Source organism: Pseudomonas sp. BNK-44-b, from assembly GCF_047456245.1.
GTDB lineage: Bacteria > Pseudomonadota > Gammaproteobacteria > Pseudomonadales > Pseudomonadaceae > Aquipseudomonas > Aquipseudomonas machongensis.
Map to the genome: position 1 here is coordinate 1,177,866 of NZ_CP179908.1, position 17,088 is coordinate 1,194,953.

General features: G+C 62.8%; 15 protein-coding genes, 3 tRNA genes and 1 pseudogene. 11 read left to right on the top strand and 8 right to left on the bottom strand.

All coding sequences use genetic code 11. The annotated features are described in order from the left end of the window. Window positions 1-57: 57 nt before the first annotated feature. On the bottom strand, window positions 58-474 hold the full coding sequence (locus ACMGGG_RS05630; protein WP_054893255.1) for a Spy/CpxP family protein refolding chaperone: 417 nt from the start codon (window positions 472-474) through the stop codon (window positions 58-60). 103 nt (window positions 475-577) lie between these two features. Here ACMGGG_RS05630 and ACMGGG_RS05635 point away from each other — a divergent pair, with 103 nt between their 5' ends. Further along, window positions 578-1,831, top strand: a complete 1,254-nt coding sequence (locus ACMGGG_RS05635; protein ID WP_414160015.1) for a winged helix-turn-helix domain-containing protein — start codon at window positions 578-580, stop codon at window positions 1,829-1,831. Here ACMGGG_RS05635 and ACMGGG_RS05640 read toward each other — a convergent pair. After that, entirely contained in the window at window positions 1,812-3,158 is a 1,347-nt protein-coding gene (locus ACMGGG_RS05640; RefSeq protein WP_151924189.1) for a class II 3-deoxy-7-phosphoheptulonate synthase, read from the bottom strand. The two genes, ACMGGG_RS05635 and ACMGGG_RS05640, sit on opposite strands and share 20 nt — an antisense overlap. A gap of 117 nt (window positions 3,159-3,275) precedes the next feature. On the opposite strand from ACMGGG_RS05640, the gene ACMGGG_RS05645 reads away from it, so the two are divergent. Together ACMGGG_RS05645 and ACMGGG_RS05650 are read left to right on the top strand one after the other, a co-directional pair. Beyond that, window positions 3,276-4,031 (top strand): spermidine synthase, encoded by a 756-nt coding sequence (locus ACMGGG_RS05645; protein WP_153773490.1) that lies wholly within the window; start codon window positions 3,276-3,278, stop codon window positions 4,029-4,031. Between the two features lie 381 nt (window positions 4,032-4,412). Next, window positions 4,413-6,126, top strand: a pseudogene (locus ACMGGG_RS05650) (DEAD/DEAH box helicase). A gap of 69 nt (window positions 6,127-6,195) precedes the next feature. Here the strand turns inward: ACMGGG_RS05650 and ACMGGG_RS05655 are convergent. Continuing rightward, window positions 6,196-6,963, bottom strand: a complete 768-nt coding sequence (locus ACMGGG_RS05655) for a DODA-type extradiol aromatic ring-opening family dioxygenase (protein ID WP_063543800.1) — start codon at window positions 6,961-6,963, stop codon at window positions 6,196-6,198. Window positions 6,964-7,065: 102 nt separating this feature from the next. Between ACMGGG_RS05655 and ACMGGG_RS05660 the strand changes: the two genes are divergently transcribed. Continuing rightward, complete coding sequence (locus tag ACMGGG_RS05660) at window positions 7,066-7,713, top strand: thiopurine S-methyltransferase (RefSeq protein WP_063543802.1); 648 nt, start codon at window positions 7,066-7,068, stop codon at window positions 7,711-7,713. A gap of 74 nt (window positions 7,714-7,787) precedes the next feature. Here ACMGGG_RS05660 and htpX read toward each other — a convergent pair whose 3' ends face one another. Continuing rightward, entirely contained in the window at window positions 7,788-8,675 is an 888-nt protein-coding gene (gene htpX / locus ACMGGG_RS05665) for a protease HtpX (RefSeq protein ID WP_054893043.1), read from the bottom strand. A gap of 228 nt (window positions 8,676-8,903) precedes the next feature. Next, on the bottom strand, window positions 8,904-10,115 hold the full coding sequence (locus ACMGGG_RS05670) for a pyridoxal phosphate-dependent aminotransferase (protein ID WP_054893044.1): 1,212 nt from the start codon (window positions 10,113-10,115) through the stop codon (window positions 8,904-8,906). Window positions 10,116-10,283: 168 nt separating this feature from the next. Here ACMGGG_RS05670 and msrB point away from each other — a divergent pair, with 168 nt between their 5' ends. Continuing rightward, the gene (gene msrB, locus ACMGGG_RS05675) at window positions 10,284-10,679 is read left to right on the top strand and encodes a peptide-methionine (R)-S-oxide reductase MsrB (protein WP_054893045.1); all 396 of its coding nucleotides are present in this window, start codon (window positions 10,284-10,286) and stop codon (window positions 10,677-10,679) included. A gap of 12 nt (window positions 10,680-10,691) precedes the next feature. Further along, window positions 10,692-11,180: a glutathione peroxidase gene (locus tag ACMGGG_RS05680; protein ID WP_063543806.1), complete on the top strand. Its 489-nt coding sequence runs from the start codon at window positions 10,692-10,694 to the stop codon at window positions 11,178-11,180. Here ACMGGG_RS05680 and ACMGGG_RS05685 read toward each other — a convergent pair. Next, entirely contained in the window at window positions 11,170-13,482 is a 2,313-nt protein-coding gene (locus ACMGGG_RS05685; protein ID WP_414155032.1) for a response regulator, read from the bottom strand. The two genes, ACMGGG_RS05680 and ACMGGG_RS05685, sit on opposite strands and share 11 nt — an antisense overlap. A gap of 225 nt (window positions 13,483-13,707) precedes the next feature. Here ACMGGG_RS05685 and ACMGGG_RS05690 point away from each other — a divergent pair, with 225 nt between their 5' ends. After that, window positions 13,708-14,598, top strand: a complete 891-nt coding sequence (locus ACMGGG_RS05690) for an ATP-binding protein (protein WP_054893048.1) — start codon at window positions 13,708-13,710, stop codon at window positions 14,596-14,598. Then, window positions 14,595-15,077: a GAF domain-containing protein gene (locus ACMGGG_RS05695; protein ID WP_063543810.1), complete on the top strand. Its 483-nt coding sequence runs from the start codon at window positions 14,595-14,597 to the stop codon at window positions 15,075-15,077. The genes ACMGGG_RS05690 and ACMGGG_RS05695 overlap by 4 nt, the downstream gene beginning before the upstream one ends. A gap of 51 nt (window positions 15,078-15,128) precedes the next feature. On the opposite strand, the gene ACMGGG_RS05700 is transcribed toward ACMGGG_RS05695, so the two are convergent. Then, complete coding sequence (locus ACMGGG_RS05700) at window positions 15,129-15,896, bottom strand: hypothetical protein (protein WP_054893050.1); 768 nt, start codon at window positions 15,894-15,896, stop codon at window positions 15,129-15,131. Between the two features lie 337 nt (window positions 15,897-16,233). On the opposite strand from ACMGGG_RS05700, the gene ACMGGG_RS05705 reads away from it, so the two are divergent. From ACMGGG_RS05705 to ACMGGG_RS05715, 3 genes are all read left to right on the top strand, one after another. Further along, window positions 16,234-16,309, top strand: a tRNA-Glu gene (locus ACMGGG_RS05705). Between the two features lie 2 nt (window positions 16,310-16,311). Next, window positions 16,312-16,387, top strand: a tRNA-Gly gene (locus ACMGGG_RS05710). A gap of 85 nt (window positions 16,388-16,472) precedes the next feature. Further along, window positions 16,473-16,548: transfer RNA gene (locus tag ACMGGG_RS05715), tRNA-Gly, on the top strand. 99 nt (window positions 16,549-16,647) lie between these two features. Here the strand turns inward: ACMGGG_RS05715 and ACMGGG_RS05720 are convergent. Then, window positions 16,648-17,058, bottom strand: a complete 411-nt coding sequence (locus tag ACMGGG_RS05720; protein ID WP_054893051.1) for a PA2817 family protein — start codon at window positions 17,056-17,058, stop codon at window positions 16,648-16,650. Between the last annotated feature and the right edge of the window lie 30 nt (window positions 17,059-17,088).

Consider the following 17,088-nt stretch of genomic DNA (forward strand, 5'->3'; position numbering starts at 1 on the left):
CCACACACGAGAAAGGCCCGGCCCGCATTGACGCGAGCCGGGCACCGGTCGGACAGCTTACTGGGCCTTGGCGGCTTTTTCAGCTTTCCAGGCCTGGAACTGCTGCCATTCAGCTTTGTCTGCCGCGCGTTTGCTCTGCAGTTCGTCGAACTGCTTCTGTTGCTCTGGCTTGAGCAGGGCGCGGATCTGGCTCTGGGTCTTGTCGTGACCGGCCTTGATCTCGTCCTGCATGGCTTTCTGGTCCGCCGCCGGCAGCTTGGCCAGGTAGCGTTCGGTGACGTCGCGGCGCTGCTTCATCTGCTCGCCCATCAACTTGCCGATCTGCTGGCGCTGGTCACGGGTCAGGTCAAGCTGCGCGAAAGGCGCGTCACCGCGGTGATGCGGGCCGTCACCGCGTGGGCCGCCGTCTGGCATGGCCATGGCTACGGTCGGCAGGGCTGCGGCGAACATCAGGGCGATAAGGGTCTTGCGCATGGTGTTTCTCCTTTCTGAGGCCGGTGGTTACCGGATGAGCCCAGTCTAGGGAGATCAAGGTCAAGGGCGGTCAGGGCAGGGTAAAGGCTGGGTAAAGACGGTCATGGCGCTACACTGTGACCCGACTTGCCGTGGAGCTCTTGCCGTGACCTTCAGCCTTTCCCTCAAGCAGGCCCGACGCCTGGCCCTGTCTGCGCAGGGCTTCGGTAAGCCCCAGGCCGCGACGCCAGCTGCGCTCAAGCGCATGCTGCAGCGTCTGGGCGTGGTGCAGATCGATTCGGTCAATGCGCTGGTGCGCTCGCACTACCTCCCACTGTTCTCACGCCTGGGCGACTACCCGACCGAATTGCTCGACCAGTTGGCCTGGGGCCGTGGGCGTCAGCGCCAGTTGTTCGAGTATTGGGGGCATGAGGCGTCCTTGCTGCCGCTGTCGCTCTATCCGCTGATGCGTTGGCGCATGGCGCGAGCGCAACAGGGCGAGGGTATCTACCGGCAGTTGGCGCAGTTCGGCCGCGAGCGTCAGGATGTCATTGCCCGCGTGCTGGCTGCGGTGCGCGACCAGGGCGCCTTGGGCGCCGGAAGCCTGTCGACCCGGCAAGAGCGCGCCTGCCCATGGTGGGACTGGAGCGAGGAGAAGCATGCCCTGGAGTGGCTGTTCGCGGCCGGGCGGGTCACCGTCGCCGGGCGCCGCGGGTTCGAGCGCCTGTACGACCTGCCGGAGCGCGTGCTGCCGGCGGCGATCCTCGATCAGCCCGAGCTATCCGACAGCGAAGCCCAGCAAGGACTGTTGCTGCAAGCCGCCACGGCCTTGGGCGTGGCGACCGAGCAAGACCTGCGCGACTATTTCAGGCTCACGCCTGCGCAGGCGCGGGCTGCCCTGGCGCAACTGCTCGCCGAGGGTCGCTTGCAACACTGCACGGTGCAGGGCTGGAAGCAGCCGGCGTACTGCGCCGGCACGCCGCGCATTCCCCGGCGAGTGGAGGCCAGTGCCTTGCTTTCGCCGTTCGATTCGTTGGTCTGGGAGCGGGCCCGTACCGAGCGGCTGTTCGACTTTCGCTACCGTTTGGAGATCTACACCCCGGCGCACAAGCGGGTTTATGGCTACTACGTGTTGCCGTTCCTGCACGACGGCCGTATCGCCGCGCGCCTGGACCTGCGTGCAGAGCGAGCACGCGGTGAGCTGGCGGTGCATGCCGTGCATGAGGAGGTCCAGGGACTGGATGAAGAGGGCTTCCAGGCCCTGGCCCGCAGTCTGGAACGGCTGGCGGGGTGGCTGGGCCTGGAGCGGGTGCGCCTGGATTGCGCGCGCGAGTCGGCAGGGCCGTTGCGTCAGGCCCTCAGCGACGCACCTGCTTGAGGGTTTCGGCGATCAGGAAGGCCAGTTCCAGTGATTGATCGGCGTTCATCCGGGGGTCGCAATGGGTGTGGTAGCGGTCCGACAGGCCATCTTCGGTGATCGGTCGGGCGCCGCCGATGCATTCGGTGACATTCTGCCCGGTCATCTCGATGTGGATACCCCCGGCGTGGCTGCCTTCGGCCTGGTGCACCTGGAAGAACTGCCGCACTTCGTCGAGGATCTGCGCGAAATCGCGGGTCTTGTAGCCACTGCTGGCCTTGATGGTGTTGCCGTGCATCGGGTCGGAGCTCCACAGCACCTGGCGCCCCTCGCGCTCGACGGCGCGGATCAGCCCGGGCAGGTGATCGCCGACCTTGTTCGCCCCCATGCGCACGATCAGGTTAAGGCGGCCGGGGTCGTTGTCCGGGTTGAGCACGTCGATCAGGCGGATCAGATCCTCGGTGTTCATGCTTGGGCCGACCTTGACCCCGATCGGGTTGTGCACGCCCCGCAGGAACTCCACGTGGGCACCGTCGAGCTGGCGGGTGCGGTCGCCGATCCACAGCATGTGCGCCGAGCAGTCGTAGTAGTCCCCCGTCAGGCTGTCGCGGCGTACGAAGGCTTCCTCGTAGTTGAGCAGCAGCGCCTCGTGGGCGGTGAAGAAGCTGGTCTCGCGCAGTTGCGGTGCGCTGTCCAGGCCACAGGCACGCATGAAGGCCAGGGTCTCGTCGATGCGATCAGCAAGCTGATGGTATTTGTCGGCCAGCGCCGAGTTGGCGATGAAATCCAGGTTCCACTTGTGCACCTGGTGCAGGTCGGCGAAGCCGCCCTGGGCGAAGGCGCGCAGCAGGTTGAGGCTGGCGGTGGCCTGGTGGTACGCCTGCAGCAGGCGCTCAGGGTCGGGGACGCGGCTGGCGGCGTCGAAGCCGATACCATTGACGATGTCGCCGCGGTAGGCGGGCAGGGTGACCTGGCCGATGGTTTCGTCGTTGGCCGAGCGCGGTTTGGCGAACTGCCCGGCCATGCGCCCGACCTTCACCACCGGGCAGCCAGCGGCGAAGGTCATGACGATGGCCATCTGCAGCAGCACCTTGAAGGTGTCGCGGATCTTCGCGGCGGAGAACTCGGCGAAACTCTCGGCGCAGTCGCCACCTTGCAGCAGGAAGGCGCGGCCCTGGGTGACCTCGGCGAACTGGCGGCGCAACTCGCGGGCTTCGCCGGCGAACACCAGCGGCGGGTAGCTGGCCAGGGTCTGCTCGACCTTGAGCAGGTGAGTGGCGTCGGGGTAGGTCGGTTGTTGCTGGATCGGCAGGGCGCGCCAGCTGTCGGGGGTCCAGGGTCGGTTCATCACGGGCTCGATGTGGTCGGTTCAGGCGTAGCTGCCATGGTAACAGTTGGCAGCGCGCTTGTTGCACCGCAGGCATTGGCGGACAATGCCGGTTTTTGTGTGTGCAGGTGGCAGGCGATGGCGACGGAGCGGGAAGAACGGCTGCTGGCCCGGGTGGAAGATGCCTACGGGGTCATCAGTGTGTACGAGGTCGAGGATTATCGCTTCCTCGAATTCGGTGACGCCATCGAGCAGAGCTGTACCTTCACCGCCGACCCCAGTTGGCTGGAGTACGACTACACGCGTGCAATGCTGGTCGGTGCACTCTGCCATCCGCAGCCGGAGAGCGCGCTGTTCCTGGGGCTGGGGGCCGGTACCCTGACCCAGGCCTGCTTGAAGTTCCTGCCGCTGGAGGATGTCGAGGCCATCGAGCTGCGCCCGGACGTGCCGCGTCTGGCCATGGAATACATGGGGCTCGACGATGATCCGCGCTTGTACGTGCGCGTTGGCGATGCCCTGGAGCTGCTGCCCACGGCTGAAAAAGCCGACCTGATCTTCGTCGATCTCTATACCGATCATGGCCCGGGCGTAGGCCATCTGGCCTGGGGCTTTCTGGAACAGTGCCAGCAGCAGCTCAATCCGGGAGGCTGGCTGGTGATCAACCAGTGGGCCGGCGACGATGGTCGGCCTTTGGGTGCGGCATTGTTGCGTGGATTGTATCACCGGCATTACTGGGAGCTGCCGGTGAAGGAGGGCAACGTGATCCTGCTGGTGCCGGCGGATCTGGAGCAGGCACTGGATCTGGAGGGGTTGCGGGCGCGGGCCGAGGCGTTGGCAGCGCGGCTGGGCTATTCGCTGGACTACCTGATTCGCGAAGTTCGGCCGGCGAGCTGATCGTAAAGCTGCGGTGTACCTTTCGCGGGTAAACCCGCTCCCACAGGGACAGCGCTGCCCCTGTGGGAGCGGGTTTACCCGCGAAGCAGTCGCCGCCGCTCGTGAAAAAACGTTTCAGTTTTCGATTAAATGATGGCCTTATAATGGCCACTTCCTGTGAAAAAGTTCTCACAGATCAACGCGAATTCGTATATAGTACGCGCCGGTCTTTTAGCGGACCTCAAAATCAGGTGGTGCAAATCCTCCGAGTCCAGCTTCGGCTGCACGTCCGCTAGGCGGACCTTTCCCACGTAATTCTTTTTCAATCGTTTTCGCAAATCCCCGCCGCCAAAGCTGCCTGGGTGACCTCCGGGTCTTTCAAGGCATGTGCAGCTTTGGAGCATGGGTCTTTGCGGATGCACATAGAGGCAGACCCATGACCCAGGAAACCGGCGGATTCGCCGCTCTCGATCTTCATCCGAACATCGTTGCCGCCGTTCTGGCCACCGGCTATGAAGAGCCGTCGGCCATCCAGCAACAGTCGATCCCGATCATTCTCGCCGGTCATGACATGATCGGCCAGGCGCAGACTGGCACCGGCAAGACCGCTGCCTTCGCCCTGCCGATCCTCAACAAGATCGACGTGAGCAAGCGCGAACCGCAAGCCCTGATCCTGGCGCCAACCCGTGAGTTGGCGCTGCAAGTAGCCACCGCTTTCGAAACCTACGCCAAGCAGATGCCGGGCGTTAACGTGGTGGCTGTGTACGGTGGTGCCCCGATGGGCCCACAACTGCGTGCCATCCGTAACGGTGCGCAGATCGTCGTCGCCACGCCTGGCCGTCTGTGCGACCACCTGCGTCGTGACGAGAAGGTGCTGTCCACCGTTCAGTACCTGGTACTCGACGAAGCCGACGAAATGCTCAAGCTGGGCTTCATGGACGACCTCGAAGTGATCTTCGACGCCATCCCTGCCACCCGCCAGACCGTGCTGTTCTCCGCGACCCTGCCGTCGTCGATCCGTTCGATCGCCGAGCGTCACCTGCGCGAGCCCAAGCACGTCAAGATCCAGAGCAAGACCCAGACCGTCACCGCGATCGAGCAGGCCCATCTGATGGTCCACGCCGACCAGAAGATCCCGGCTGTGCTGCGTCTGCTGGAAGTCGAGGAATTCGACGCGCTGATCGCCTTCGTGCGTACCAAGCAAGCCACCCTGGACCTGGCCGCCGCGCTGGAAGCCAAGGGCTACAAGGCTGCCGCGCTGAACGGCGATATCGCCCAGAACCAGCGTGAGCGCGTCATCGACTCGCTCAAGGACGGTCGCCTGGACATCGTCGTCGCTACCGACGTCGCTGCCCGTGGCCTGGACGTACCGCGCATCACCCACGTGTTCAACGTGGACATGCCATACGATCCGGAATCCTACGTACACCGTATCGGCCGTACCGGTCGTGCTGGTCGCGATGGGCGCGCACTGCTGCTGGTGACGCCGCGTGAGCGTCGCATGCTGCAGGTGATCGAGCGTGTTACCGGGCAGAAGGTTGCCGAGGCTCGTCTGCCTGGCCCACAGGCCGTGCTGGATGCGCGCATCAAGAAGCTGACCGCAAGCCTCGCACCGCTGGTGGCTGAAGCTGAGGCCACCCATGGTGAGCTGTTCGACCGCCTGACTGCCGACCTGGGCTGCTCGGCTCGCGCGCTGTCTGCCGCGTTGCTGCGCAAGGCCACCAATGGCCAGCCGCTGGACCTGGCTGCCGTCGAGCGCGAGCAACCGCTGGTGCCGACCTACACGCCGCGTGAGCGCACCGGCGAGCGCAGTGATCGTGGTGAGCGCAGCGAGCGCGGTGACCGCGAGCGTCGCGCGCCGATGCCGCTGGCCGAAGGCCGCGTGCGTTGCCGTACCGCCCTGGGTGCCCGTGATGGTATCGCCGCCAAAAACTTGTTGGGTGCGATTCTCAATGAAGGCGGCCTGGCCCGTGACGCTATCGGTCGCATCCAGGTGCGCGACAGCTTCAGCCTGGTCGAGCTGCCGGAAGAGGGCCTGGAGCGTCTGCTGTCCAAGCTCAAGGACACCCGCGTGGCCGGCAAGCAACTGAAGCTGCGCCGCTATCGCGAGGACTGAGTCCTGCAGCAATGAAAAATCCCCGGCTTGCCGGGGATTTTTTTTGCCTGCCGATTGGGGTGTATGAAATCAGTCGAATCTGTAGATATCCATTCCCAGTGCTCCCATCGTGAAGCCCTGGTGCACGATCCCGAACCTGTCGCCTGCGCCCATGGCAAAGAACAAGGGCAGCAGGTGCTCATCGCTCGGGTGGTTGCGCACCGCGAAAGGTGCCTGCTGCCGATAGTCTTCCAGCGTGGCCGTATCCTCTGCCTTCAATTGCTCGACCACCCAGTCGCGGAACGCGCGTGCCCAGGGCTCGATGGCGTCTGGCCCGGCATGCCAGTCCAGTTCGCCCAGGTTGTGGGTAATGCTGCCGGAACCGACCAGCAGTATGCCCTGGGCGCGCAAGCCGGCCAGGGCCTTGCCAACCTGCAACTGCAGGGCCGGGCCCTGGCGGCTGGGCAGCGAAACCTGGATTACCGGGATGCCAGCATCCGGGTACATGAGCGACAGTGGCACCCAGGTGCCGTGGTCGAAGGGGCGTTGTGCATCGAGCTGGGCGGGCAGCCCGGCGTCACCGAGCAAGCCTGCTACCCGGCGTGCCAGCTCGGGAGCGCCAGGGGCCGGATACTGCACGGCGTACAGCGCAGCAGGGAAGCCGCCAAAGTCGTGCCAGGTCTGGGGCTGGGCGCCACTCATCACCGACAGTCCCTGGCTCTCCCAGTGCGCGGAAACCACCACTATCGCCTTCGGCCGCGGCAGGCCTGCCGCCAGGCGGGCCAGTGCAGGTCCACTGGCGCCGGGTTGCAGGGCAAGCATGGGCGAACCATGGGAAATGAACAGGCTAGGCAGCATGGCGGGGTCCTGAGCGGTTAAGATGCCGCCATCTTCGATCAGTTACCGATCGACATCCAATATAAGTTTTGCAAGTTATCTATCGAAAAAATCGGAGGAGTCATGGAGCCAGCGTTCTGGCACAAGCGGTGGGCGGACAACCAGATCGGCTTTCACCAGTCGCAGGTGAACCCGTACCTGCAGGCACACTGGCCAATGCTGGCCCCCGGCAGCCAGGTGCTGGTGCCCTTGTGCGGCAAGAGCCTGGACGTCGCCTGGTTGGCGGGGCAGGGGTATCGCGTGCTAGGGGTGGAAATGTCGCAACGTGCGGTGGCGGATTTCTTCCGGGAGCACAGCCTTGAGGCCGAGGTGTCCCGCCATGGCGCCTTCGAGACTTGGCGCAGCGGCCTGGTGGAGATGTGGTGTGGTGACTTCTTCGCGTTGCAGGCGGAAGATCTGGCACAGTGCACGGGGCTCTATGACCGCGCTGCGGTGATTGCACTACCGCAGGCGCTGCGTACCCGTTACTTTGAGTTGCTTTCTGCCTGCCTGCCGGCTGCTTGCCAGGGGCTGATGGTTACCTTGGATTACGATCAGTCGCGTCTGGATGGGCCGCCGTTCTCGGTGCCGGATGACGAAGTCCGGCGCGGATTTGCTGGATGGCAAGAAGTGGCCGAGTTGGAGGCGCCGGATATCATCGAGGACAGCCCCAAATTCCAGAAGGCGGGAGTCGGCAGCCTGATGGAGCGGGTCTATCGGTTGCAGCGATGATCGGCCTTCTTCTGGCCAGAATACGAGCAAAGAAAAGGGCGACCTGAGTCGCCCTTTCCAATTGCCGCTTTGAATCAACCGCGACGACGCAGTGCATCGATACGGTCTTCCAGCGGCGGGTGGCTCATCAGCAGGCCGGCGAGGCCCTGCTTGAGGCCGCCGTTGATGCCGAAGGCCTTCAACGTATCTGGCATGTGCACCGGCATACCTTGTTCCGAGCGCAGGCGCTGCAGGGCAGCGATCATCGCGCCAGTGCCCGCCAGGCGAGCCCCGGCTTCGTCGGCGCGGTACTCGCGGCGACGCGAGAACCACATGACGATGATGCTGGCCAAAATGCCCAGGATCAGCTCGGCGACGATGGTCGCGACGTAATAGGCGATGCCCTGGCCTTCTTCGTTCTTGAAGATCACCTTGTCGACGAAGTTGCCGATGATACGTGCGAAGAACATCACGAAGGTGTTCACCACGCCCTGGACCAGTGCCAGGGTGACCATGTCACCGTTGGCGACGTGGCCGATCTCATGGGCCAGTACCGCACGTACTTCGTCCCGCGAGAAGCGCTCGAGCAGGCCCTGCGAAACGGCGACCAGTGCGTCGTTGCGGTTCCAGCCTGTGGCGAAGGCGTTCGCCTCGTAGGCGGGGAACACGCCCACTTCCGGCATTTTGATGCCCGCCTCGCGGGACAGCTCCTCGACCGTCTGCAGCAGCCACTGTTCGTGGTGGGTGCGCGGCTGGGTGATGATCTGGGTACCGGTGGTCATCTTCGCCATCCACTTGGAGATGAACAGCGAAACCAGCGAGCCAGCAAACCCGAACACGGCGCAGAAGACCAGCAGGCGGCTCAGGTCCAGGTCGACGCCGTTGGCGGCCATGAACCCGTTGAAACCGAACAGGCTGAGGGTAATGCTTGCAACCAGCACCACCGCAAGGTTGGTGGCTACAAACAACAGAATGCGCATCATGGTTGTTACGTTCTCCTGACGGATGAAAATGTCGCTCTACTGCGGGGTATATAAGGTGGCGGCCAAGGCGATTCAACTGGCCGACTATTTCAAACTGTGTACCGCGAAGTATGACAGAGCCGCGGCGAGTCGCCGGGAGATAGACCGTTGCAGGATGTAAGAATTCATCCGTGGTGCGGAGGACGTCGTGCCAACACGGCCGGTTGGCACGACAAGGCCTTGATCGCTTTACTGCGAGTAGGTGCGCAGGAAGTTGCCGATGCGGCCGATGGCTTGCTCCAGGTCATCCACTCGCGGCAGGGTGACGACGCGGAAGTGGTCCGGCCACGGCCAGTTGAAGGCGGTGCCCTGGACGATCAGTAGTTTCTCTGACAGCAGCAGGTCGAGGACGAACTTCTCGTCGTTGTGGATCGGGCAGACCTTCGGGTCGATTTTCGGGAAGGCGTACAAGGCGCCCATAGGCTTGACACAGCTGACGCCGGGGATGGCGTTGAGCAACTCGTAGGTGCGGTTGCGCTGTTCGAGCAGGCGGCCCGGCGGCAATACCAGGTCGTTGATGCTCTGGTAGCCACCCAGGGCGGTCTGGATGGCGTGCTGCGCCGGCACGTTGGCACACAGGCGCATGTTGGCCAGCATGTCGATGCCTTCGATATAGCTCTGCGCGTGGTGCTTGGGCCCGGAGATGATCAGCCAGCCGGAGCGGAAGCCTGCGACCCGATAGGACTTCGACAGGCCGTTGAAGGTCAGGCACAGCACGTCCGGGGCGAGCGAGGCGGTGCTGATGTGCACGGCTTCGTCGTAGAGGATCTTGTCGTAGATCTCGTCGGAGAACACCACCAGGTTGTGCTGGCGGGCCAGTTCCAGCATGCCGAGCAACAGTTCCCTGGAGTACACCGCGCCGGTCGGGTTGTTCGGGTTGATGATCACCAGGGCCTTGGTGTTCGGGGTGATCTTGGCCTTGATATCGTCAAGGTCGGGGAACCAGTCGGCCTGCTCGTCGCACAGGTAGTGCACGGGTTTGCCGCCGGCCAGGCTCACCGCTGCGGTCCACAGTGGGTAGTCGGGGGCCGGGATCAGCACCTCGTCATTGTTGTTGAGCAGCGCCTGCATCGACATCACGATCAGCTCGGACACACCGTTGCCCAGGTAGATGTCCTCGATGCCGACGCCTTCGATCTGCTTCTGCTGGCAGTATTGCATCACCGCCTTGCGCGCGCTGAACAGGCCTTTGGAGTCGCTGTAGCCCTGGGCGGTCGGCAGGTTGCGGATCACGTCCTGGAGGATTTCGTCCGGCGCCTCGAAACCAAAGGGCGCCGGGTTGCCGATGTTCAGCTTGAGGATGCGCTGGCCTTCCTCTTCCAGACGCTTGGCGTGCTTGAGCACCGGACCGCGAATGTCGTAGCAGACATTGGCGAGCTTGTTCGATTTGCTGAACTGCATGATGTGATCCCGAATGGATAAGTCGCGGGGCGCGGTCGTCAAAAGGTTTGAAAAGGACGGGGCGCGGGTGCCAGACTGATCGTCTGCACACAAGCCAACTAATATACGTGCCACCCGCGCCAGGGAAAAGACGGCGCAGGGTGAAATTCAGCCTGCCGAGGTCCATCCATGCAAAAGATCGACAAAACACTTGAAGAATGGCGCGAGATGCTCGACCCCGCTCAATACCAGGTATGCCGCCTGAAGGGGACCGAACGACCGTTCACAGGCAAATACAACAGCGAAAAGCGCGCCGGCATCTATAACTGCATCTGCTGTGGCCTGCCGTTGTTCGATGCGCAGACCAAGTTCGACTCCGGTTGCGGCTGGCCGAGCTTCTACGCGCCGATCGAGGACAGTGCGATGATCGAGATCCGCGACACCTCCCACGGCATGATCCGCACCGAAGTCACCTGCGCCCAGTGCGATGCGCACCTGGGCCACGTGTTCCCGGACGGCCCGCCACCGACAGGGCTGCGCTACTGCATCAACTCGGTATGCCTGGATTTCAAACCGCAAGCGTGAAGGGAGATCGACATGGCCGATGCGTTGCTGGACATTCCCTGCGTCACCCTCAAGGGGGAGCAGAAAAAACTCGGCGACTTCGCCGGCAAGGCGCTGTTGGTGGTCAATACCGCCAGTCAGTGCGGTTTCACGCCGCAGTACAAGGGGCTTGAGAAACTGTGGCAGGACCATGCCGCGCAGGGCCTTGTGGTACTGGGCTTTCCGTGTAATCAGTTCGGCAAGCAGGAACCGGGCGATGCGTTGGAAATTTCGCAGTTCTGTGAACTCAACTTTGGCGTGAGCTTCCCGCTGTTTCGCAAGATCGAGGTGAACGGCCCGGGCGCCCACCCGCTGTTCGCCGAGCTGAAGAAGCGAGCGCCCGGCCTGCTGGGGACGCAGAAGATCAAGTGGAACTTCACCAAGTTCCTGGTCGACCCGTCCAGTGGCAAGGTCACGCGCTACGCACCGACCACCAAGCCGCAGGCGCTGGAAGCCGATATCGAGCGTCTGCTCAGCCGCTGACCGGCACCCAATGGTCGATCAGGGCGAGTAATTCTTCGCGCCGGAACGGCTTGGCCAAGTAGTCGTTCATGCCCGCGGCGCGACAGCGTTCGCGCTCTTCGGGCATGGCGTTGGCGGTCAGGGCGACGATCGGCAGGTCGGGCCAGCGCCCGCTCTGGCGGATGCGCCGGCTGGCCTCGTAGCCATCCATCACCGGCATGTTGCAGTCCATCAGCACCATGTCGAAGCCTTCGCGCTCGAGGATCTCCAGCGCTTCGGCACCATGGGCGGCAACCTGCACCTGGCAGCCGAGCTTGGCGAGCATGCCCTTGGCTACCAACTGGTTCACGGGGTTGTCTTCCACCAGCAGGATCTGAGCGCGTCGTTCCAGCAGGCGGCCGACCTCCGAGGGTGCAGGTGTAGCGTTTTCGCCTTGCAGGGTGCGGCGCAGCATCTGGTACAGGGCATTGCGCGCCAGCGGGCGAGCCTGCTGGTGCAAAGGGGCCAATTGCGCGGTCTGCTCTGCGGGCAGGAAGTTGCCATAGGCCGTGACCAGCAGGATCGGTGCCTTGATACCGGGGCGCAGTTCGAACAGGTGCTCGGTGTCGTCGGTGATGAGCAGGTCGATGTCCATGCCGTCGAGCCCACTGGCATCGTCGCGTCGCTGATAATCCAGCCCCCAGCTTGGCAGCAGGCCATGCAACAGTTCAGCCAGACCGCTGGAGGCGTTGCTCAGTGCCACCACCTGACCCTTAAGCGGCGCAGGCGGGACTGCTTCGGTGTGCGTGGGCAGCGGAAGATCGGCGCTGAAGCGGCTGCCGAAGCCGGTTTGCGAGTTGATATGCAGATGCCCCTGCATGGCCTTGCACAGGTTACGGGTCAGGGCCAAGCCCAGGCCGGTGCCGCCATACTGGCGGGTGATGCCTGCGCCAGCCTGGGTGAAGGGCTGGAAGATGCGCACCTGGGCTTCCTCCGGGATTCCGATACCGGTGTCGCACACTTCCAGGCGTACGCCGCCGACGATGCTCGAAAGACGAAGGTCGACACGCCCGAAGCGAGTGAACTTGAGCGCATTGGACAGCAGGTTGCTGACGATCTGGCGTACCCGGGTGGGGTCGCCGAGCACGGTGCTGGGAAAGTCCGGAGCGATCAGGCAGGTCAGTTCCACACTGGGCGCGGCGTTCTGCGACAGCAGGTTGGCGGTGTCCTCGACCATTGCCCCCATGTCGAATGGGATGCGTTCGAGCTCCAGTTGCCCGGCATCGAACTTGGACAGGTCGAGAATATCGTTGAGCAGCTCGACCAGCACTTTGCCTGAGTCGTGGGCGATCGACAGCTGCTGGCGTTGCTCGGCGTTCAGCCCGCTGTCCAGGGCCAGGGCGATCATGCCGAGCATGCCGTTGAGCGGCGTGCGGATCTCGTGGCTCATGTTGGCCAGGAAGGCGGCGCGCGCCTGGGCCATGTCCAGGGCGCGGCGGCGGGCTTCCTCCAGTTCCTCGTTGGACTGGCTCAGCCGGCTGTTGCTGGCCTTGAGTTCTTCGGTGCGGGCCGAAACGATGTCTTCCAGTTCGTTGAGGTACTGGGTGAGGCGGTTTTCGGCGTTGCGCCGCTGCTGGATCTCGGTGGCCATGCTGACGAATTGCTGGTTGGCGACCTTCACCAGTACCCCGATCTCGTCGTGCTCATGACCGTTGGGGTAGTCCAGACGAGTCTGGCCGGGCTGGCGTGGGTCGCTGCCGCTCAGGGCGCCGATGACGGTGACCAGGGGTTTGGTCAGCATGATGTAGAACAACCCCAGGAGAATGCCGGTCAGCACCAGGCTGCGGGCGAAGCCGTTGAGCAGGGTGATGCCGGCTCGGTCGAGAAAGCGGCTGCCGAAGGCATAGGTGTCGACATCCAGGTACAGGGTGCCGAGGTAATCGTCGGGCATGTGGGCGAGGAACAGGCGATCCTTGAACTGGCGCTGCTCGCCGAACAGAAAGTCGCTGAGCGGCCGATAGCTGTCTTCCTGGCGCGGGCGATGGACGTCGGCCAGCACCGTATCGTTGTTGTCGATCAGGCGTGCGCGGATGATCGCTGGCGACTGCAGCAGCCCGCCGGTGAGCTCTTGGGCCAGCTCCGCGTCGATGTTGTAGGCGATGCGCGAGGCCGGGTCATGGCTTATTTGCAGCAATGCCTGCACTTCGCGGTTGATGGACGCGTCTTCGCTGGCATAATCGATGCCGATCTGGATGAGACTGAGCAATGTTCCCAGGATGAAGCCGACCAGGACTGTCAACCGGGCTTGCTTGTATGACAGGCGATTGGTGAACTTGATATCCATGGTTCCCGAGCCGGTTCAACGCCCCTTGCGCTGCGCAAGCATAGCCGATCAGCCCCGGCTGCTGGCGGGTCTGTCTGTTGTTTCGAGCGATCCAATCAATGGGCCGGTGCGCGGCCATCGCGAGACGAGCTCGCTCCCACAACCCCTGTTGGCTCTGTAGGGGCAGTGTCGTCGCGCAATGGCTGCGCCTCGGCTCCTGAACCGGTCTTGATTAAGGAAACCTTCATGGACACCCGCCTCATTGCATTCCTGGAACACGCTGAATCCATACTGACGCGCCTCGAACCACTGCTGCCGGCGCCCCGCCCGCAGATCGACTGGTCGTCGACCCTCGCTGCGCGCTGGCAGCGTGATGGCCGCAGCGGCTACCTCATGCCGTTGGAAGTCAGCCTCGACATCCGGCTCTCGGACCTGATCGGGGTCGATCAGCAGCGTGAGCAACTGGGCCGCAACACCCATCAGTTCATCAATGGCATGCCCGCCAACCACGCCCTGCTGTGGGGCTCGCGGGGCACCGGCAAGTCGTCGCTGGTACGCGCGCTGCTGGCCGAACATGCCGGGCAGGGCCTGCGCCTGATCGAGATCGAGCGCGATCATCTGGCCGACTTGCCGCGGGTGGTCGAGCAACTGCAAAAGCTCGAGCAACGCTTCATCCTGTTCTGCGACGACCTTTCGTTCGAGGCGGGAGAGGGCGATTACCGAGTGCTCAAGAGTGTGCTCGATGGTTCGCTCGAACAGGCGCCGGACAACGTCCTGCTCTATGCCACCTCGAACCGCCGTCACCTGGTGCCCGAGAAGCAGAGCGACAATGAAAACTGGAAGATGATCGACGGCGAGCTGCACCCCAACGAAGCGGTGGAAGACAAGATCGCCCTGTCCGACCGTTTTGGCTTGTGGTTGTCGTTCTACCCGTTCACCCAGGAGCATTTCCTCAACGTGGTCGAGCACTGGATCGGCCAACTGGCGCGCCCGGCCGGGCTGGTCTGGCAGCGTACTGAAGAACTCGACATCCTCGCTGCGCGCTGGGCCACCGGCCGCGGCAACCGTAATGGCCGTTGTGCCTACCAGTTCGCCCGCTACTGGGTTGGACTGCAATTGCTGGAGCAGAACCAATGATCGACCTCAACGCCAGTGGCAAAGGCCTCGATGGCTACGACCTGCTGGCTGCGCAAGTGCAGGCGCTGTTCGCCGACGAGCGTGATTTCATCGCCAACGCCGCGCAGTTCTCGGCATTTCTCTACCACCAGGTGGAAGACCTGAATTGGGCGGGTTTCTACCTCAACCGCAACGAAGAACTGGTGCTCGGGCCGTTCCAGGGGCAGGTGGCGTGCGTGCGCATCGCATTCGGCAAGGGTGTGTGTGGCACGGCAGCAGCCACCCTGCAGACCCAGAGAGTGGAGGATGTGCATGCCTTCCCTGGACACATCGCCTGTGACAGCGCATCCAACAGCGAGCTGGTGATTCCGCTGGTAAAGGAGGGCAGGCTGATTGGCGTGCTCGACCTGGACAGCCCGAGCCTTGCGCGTTTCAGTGAGGCCGATCAGCGAGGGCTGGAACGCCTGGCGTCGATCTTCCTGGCGTTGAGCGACTGCTGAAAAACAAGAAGGGCCGCTTTTGCGGCCCTTCTTGTTTTCAACGGTTGTGGATCAGTCGTAGATCACCCGCTTTTTCCACGTCTCGTCTTCATCGGTTTTCAGACCCTGGGTCAGCGCGTTCTGGTCATTTTCGGCCGGTTCCATCTGGTCCAGTACTTGCGCGTTGGCGCGAGCGAGCAGTTTTTCCAGGTAGGTCAGCTGCTCTTCATATTGTTTCGGTTCCGGTTGTTTGCGCAGGTACTGCACGCCGCGTTCGAACGCCAGGCGCGCATGGCCTGGTTGATTCTGCTGCAACGCCTGCTGGCCCAGGTTATTGAAGAATTCGATGTGCAGTAGCACCAGGATGTGGCGAATTTCCCTGACCCAGTACTTGCCTTCGTTGGACTGCAGGAAGTTTTCCTGGGTAGCGCGCACGATCTGGTTATGCAGCGACTCGAGCAGGAAGCGCACGTCCTTGGCCTTGACCTCGGTCTGAATCGGGCTCGGCGGGTTGTTGACCGGCAACTTGTCGCCCTTGGCAATCAACCCTTCGAGTTCGACGATGCGCGCCTTGAAATCGCCGTTATGCTTGTCCAGCGCCAGCAGGCGCTGATTGAGATTCAGCTCCAGGCGGGTCAGCAGCAGCTTGAGCGCCGGAGTCATCAGTTGGCCGGGGAAGGTTTCGGTGATCTCGCCGCAGCGGCGCAGGCGTTCGGTCAGCTCGACTTTAAGGCGCGCGCGCTCGAGCTTGGCGTTTTCCACGACATTGTTGAGGTAGCCGATCACGATCAGCAACGCGATACCCGCCACGATGAGCAGGGTGATCAGAAGTGGTGTCACCGTTAACGCCTCATGAAGAAGTTTTGCATCATTGAGTGTAGTGAGTTCGCCAGGGGGCGAACAGTGCAGCCTGGCGGACAGGCTCTACCCATGGGTGTCGGCTCAAGGCCAAAAATCTACAGTGCTGGCACTTTGATGCGAGCTTGCCGGGCTGGCGTCAGAAAAGCAACGCCAATCCCCGGGCGCATCATGCGCGACCTATGTACAGGGGCGGAAGTCGTTGATTTAAATAAATTTCCACAAAGGGGTTGACGGCTTGTCGAGGCATCCATAGAATGCGCGCCACTTGCAGCGTAAAGCACACAGCCAAACGCAGCAGGCAGTGAAGTTGTAGTGTGTCCCCTTCGTCTAGTGGCCTAGGACACCGCCCTTTCACGGCGGTAACAGGGGTTCGAGTCCCCTAGGGGACGCCAATGCGGGAATAGCTCAGTTGGTAGAGCACGACCTTGCCAAGGTCGGGGTCGCGAGTTCGAGTCTCGTTTCCCGCTCCAGTTTTAGAACTGTGGCGTCCATTGACGGTGCAGCGGCAGTGAAAGGTTCAGGCCATTCACGCCAAATGCGGTTTTGCTTCACATTGCGGGAATAGCTCAGTTGGTAGAGCACGACCTTGCCAAGGTCGGGGTCGCGAGTTCGAGTCTCGTTTCCCGCTCCATTTGAAAACGCCACTTCATCGAAGTGGCGTTTTTTTTGCCTTCAAAAACATCGCAGCCATGGGGCCACGGACATTTGTAATGCCCGTGGCCATTTTTGCTCAGTGGCGCTCGCCCTGGTCGGGTGCGCTCAGCAACTGCTTCTCCAGGTTCCAGTCGAAGGGCTCTTCATTCTGCTCGGCCTCGTAGCGACGCTCTTCCAGCGTCTGGTACAGCTCGAGTTCTTCATCGGGCATGTAGTGCAGACAGTCGCCGCCGAAGAACCACAGCAGGTCACGCGGAACCAGATGAGCGATTTGCGGGTAGCGCGTGATCACCTGGCAGATCAGGTCCTGGCCCAGATACTGACTTTCCAGTGGGTTCTGCGGCAGCAGGGTCAGCAGTTCGTCGAAGCGTTCGAGGAACAGGGCGTGGCTTTCTTCCGGCACTTGCTCGGCGTCGCCCAGGGCCACCAGGATGGTGCGCAGGTGTTGGAGCAGTTGCAGGTGGTACTCCAGGTGGGGGTTGGCCATGGGGCGATCCTCTGGTGTTGAAACGGGGGC

Excerpts from the sequence above, each read along its gene's own strand:
- ACMGGG_RS05655 (WP_063543800.1), bottom strand. The coding sequence starts at position 6,963 with ATGCTGCCTAGCCTGTTCATTTCCCATGGTTCGCCCATGCTTGCCCTG.
- ACMGGG_RS05630 (WP_054893255.1), bottom strand. The coding sequence starts at position 474 with ATGCGCAAGACCCTTATCGCCCTGATGTTCGCCGCAGCCCTGCCGACC.
- ACMGGG_RS05685 (WP_414155032.1), bottom strand. The coding sequence starts at position 13,482 with ATGGATATCAAGTTCACCAATCGCCTGTCATACAAGCAAGCCCGGTTG.
- ACMGGG_RS05695 (WP_063543810.1), top strand. The coding sequence starts at position 14,595 with ATGATCGACCTCAACGCCAGTGGCAAAGGCCTCGATGGCTACGACCTG.
- ACMGGG_RS05670 (WP_054893044.1), bottom strand. The coding sequence starts at position 10,115 with ATGCAGTTCAGCAAATCGAACAAGCTCGCCAATGTCTGCTACGACATT.
- ACMGGG_RS05720 (WP_054893051.1), bottom strand. The coding sequence starts at position 17,058 with ATGGCCAACCCCCACCTGGAGTACCACCTGCAACTGCTCCAACACCTG.
- ACMGGG_RS05645 (WP_153773490.1), top strand. The coding sequence starts at position 3,276 with ATGGCGACGGAGCGGGAAGAACGGCTGCTGGCCCGGGTGGAAGATGCC.
- msrB (WP_054893045.1), top strand. The coding sequence starts at position 10,284 with ATGCAAAAGATCGACAAAACACTTGAAGAATGGCGCGAGATGCTCGAC.
- ACMGGG_RS05690 (WP_054893048.1), top strand. The coding sequence starts at position 13,708 with ATGGACACCCGCCTCATTGCATTCCTGGAACACGCTGAATCCATACTG.
- ACMGGG_RS05680 (WP_063543806.1), top strand. The coding sequence starts at position 10,692 with ATGGCCGATGCGTTGCTGGACATTCCCTGCGTCACCCTCAAGGGGGAG.
- htpX (WP_054893043.1), bottom strand. The coding sequence starts at position 8,675 with ATGATGCGCATTCTGTTGTTTGTAGCCACCAACCTTGCGGTGGTGCTG.
- ACMGGG_RS05640 (WP_151924189.1), bottom strand. The coding sequence starts at position 3,158 with ATGAACCGACCCTGGACCCCCGACAGCTGGCGCGCCCTGCCGATCCAG.
- ACMGGG_RS05660 (WP_063543802.1), top strand. The coding sequence starts at position 7,066 with ATGGAGCCAGCGTTCTGGCACAAGCGGTGGGCGGACAACCAGATCGGC.
- ACMGGG_RS05635 (WP_414160015.1), top strand. The coding sequence starts at position 578 with ATGGCGCTACACTGTGACCCGACTTGCCGTGGAGCTCTTGCCGTGACC.